Origin of the sequence: Mesorhizobium sp. M7A.F.Ca.ET.027.03.2.1 (assembly GCF_003999175.1) — a bacterium.
Classification (GTDB): domain Bacteria; phylum Pseudomonadota; class Alphaproteobacteria; order Rhizobiales; family Rhizobiaceae; genus Mesorhizobium.
Genome location: NZ_RZOM01000971.1, coordinates 1 through 2,361, shown reverse-complemented (window position 1 = coordinate 2,361; position 2,361 = coordinate 1). Strand labels below are relative to the sequence as shown.

Here is a 2,361-nt window from a genome sequence, read left to right as displayed (position 1 = left end):
CTGCCGCACCATGTCGGCCGTGCCCTCGGCAACCAGCGGCGAATGCGAAACGATGACGATGCCGACATTGCTCATGGCTGACCTTCCAGCGTTTCGACGATCGTGCGCACCAGAAGCGCGGTCGAGCGTGCACCGGCATCCATGTGGCCGATCGACCGGTCGCCAAGGAACGACGCACGGCCGCGCCGGGCCTTCATCGGCACGGTCGCCTCGGCGGCCGCATCGGCGATACCTGCGATTTCCGGCGCCGTCTTTCCCTGCAGCAACGCGTCATGCACCGGCTGCAGCACGTCGAGCATGGTTTTTTGTCCGACATGCGACTTGCCACGCGCGGCCACAGCTTCGATCGCCTTGCCGAAAGCCGCCGTCAGATTGGCGCGATCGGGCTCCGCCGAAATCTCCTTGCCGAGCGCCAGGAACAGGGTGCCGAACAGCGGGCCGGAGGCGCCACCCACCGTCATCACCAGCTTGGTGCCGATCGCCTTCAGGGCTTCGGGCAGCGGCTTGGCCGAAAACGCTTCGGCTTCGGCCCGCACGGCCTCGAAGCCGCGCTTCATGTTCAGCCCGTGGTCGCCGTCGCCGATCGCCTGGTCGAGCGCCGTCAACTCCTCGGCGTGAGCGGCAATGGTATCCGCAGCGGCCGCGATCAGCCTGGCAAGGTTCAACGCCGCCATGTCACCCGCATTTCCGGTTTCCATCTTGCCGGCAGTATCGAAAGAACGATCATTCGACAACTGGAGCATGAATCAGGCCGCTTCATGCAGTGCGGCGGCGGCCGCGAAGACTTCGGACACCGCGTGAGCGCCGGGGTCGACCACACCCTGCAATTTGCTGCCGACATAGGCGGACCGTCCGGCCTTAGCTTTGTCCATGGCGGAGGTGGCTTCGGCACCGCGTCGGGCCGCCACAGCCGCTTCGTCCACGCTCTTGGCATCGAGCGCTCTGAGGGCAGGCTCCAGGGCATCGACCATCGTGCGATCCCCCATCCTTGCGCCGCCATAAAAAGTCATTCGCTCGAGGCCGGCAAGCAGTGCCTTGGCCAGGTTTGCGCCGCTCTCCAGAGCTTGCGCCGCGGCGGTGAAGAAGATCGACAGCAGCACGCCGCTGGAGCCGCCCATCGAGGCGCTCAAAATGTCACCTATCGCGCCAAGGGTCGCCGCCGGCTCGGCAAGCGGCAGCGCATCAAGCCGCTCGAGAACACTGCGCGCGCCGGTCGCCACCGTCGAGCCGGTGTCGCCGTCGCCTGTTTTGGCGTCCAATCCGTTCAAAGTCGCTTCGAGCGCGATCAGCCGTTCGCAGACCGTGACGACTAGACGCTTCGTGCGCGCATCCTGGCTGGGCTTGCGTGCCGCGCTCTGTCCGGCCGCTTTCGCCATCGGCACGACGGCAGGTGAAACAACCGGCTTTGCCGGCATCCAGGCGTGCGGACCGACCGGCGCCTGCAAGGCGGTTTCGCGCGCCGCATCCAGCCGGATCAGCGACAGCGAGAAGCCGTTCATGTTGAGCGCCGTCATCAGCGGGCCCGGGCCGATCGTCAGCTTGATGGTCTTGGCGAGCGGCGATGCAAGCACCGCATTGGCGACGACAGACATTTCGAGCGGCGGCACGGAGCCGAGATTGTTGATCAGCAAGGCGTAGGTGGCCTCGGGATCAAGCCGTGCCGCGAGGCGCTCCACCATGATCGCCACCAGTCTGTCGGCACTCTGCACCGCAATCCTTTCGAGGCCCGGCTCGCCATGAATGCCGAGGCCGAGTTCACCATCGTTCTCGCCAAACCTGTCTTCGTGCGGCTGGCCGGGGATCGAGCAGGACGACAGCGACATGCCGAGCGAAACGATATCCTTCGCCGCCGCGCGAGCGGCCGTTGCGACGAATGCCAGATCATGGCCGGCATCCGACAGATGGCCTGCGATCTTGTGCACGAACAAGGTGCCGGCAACGCCGCGTGGCTGGGCAATGTCGGGCAGCGCGATGTCGTCGGCGACGATCACCATCTCGACACGAAACCCTTCGGCGCGCGCCTTCTCGGCGGCCAGACCGAAATTGAGGCGGTCGCCGGTGTAGTTCTTGACGATCAACAGACAGCCGGCCGGGCCGGTGACTGCGCGAATGGCGGCCAGCACGGCTTCGACGCTCGGCGAGGCAAAGATCTCGCCTGAGACCGCCGCCGTCAGCATGCCTTTGCCGACGAAGCCGGCATGGGACGGCTCGTGCCCGGCCCCGCCGCCGGAGACGACACTGACTTTCGTCTTGTCCCAGTCGGCGCGCAGGATGACCTTGATCTCGGGATAGCCGTCGAGGCGCGCGAGATCGCCTGATCCGATGGTCCGCAACAGGCCGTCGAGCGCCTCGGTGACGATC

General features: G+C 66.1%; 2 protein-coding genes and 1 pseudogene. All 3 read right to left on the bottom strand.

Going from position 1 to position 2,361, the window contains the following annotated elements; genetic code table 11:
• Positions 1–75, bottom strand: a pseudogene (locus EN750_RS29785) (PTS mannose transporter subunit IID); the annotation flags it as partial.
• On the bottom strand, positions 72–674 hold the full coding sequence (dhaL, locus tag EN750_RS29780) for a dihydroxyacetone kinase subunit DhaL (protein ID WP_127398880.1): 603 nt from the start codon (positions 672–674) through the stop codon (positions 72–74). The pseudogene EN750_RS29785 and the gene dhaL, both read right to left, overlap by 4 nt.
• Before the next feature lie 72 nt (positions 675–746).
• Positions 747–2,360: a dihydroxyacetone kinase subunit DhaK gene (locus EN750_RS29775; RefSeq protein ID WP_245482848.1), complete on the bottom strand. Its 1,614-nt coding sequence runs from the start codon at positions 2,358–2,360 to the stop codon at positions 747–749.
• Between the last annotated feature and the right edge of the window lies 1 nt (position 2,361).

What these genes read in the sequence shown, in the direction of transcription:
- dhaL (WP_127398880.1), bottom strand. Translation starts at nt 674, where the DNA reads ATGGCGGCGTTGAACCTTGCCAGGCTGATCGCGGCCGCTGCGGATACC.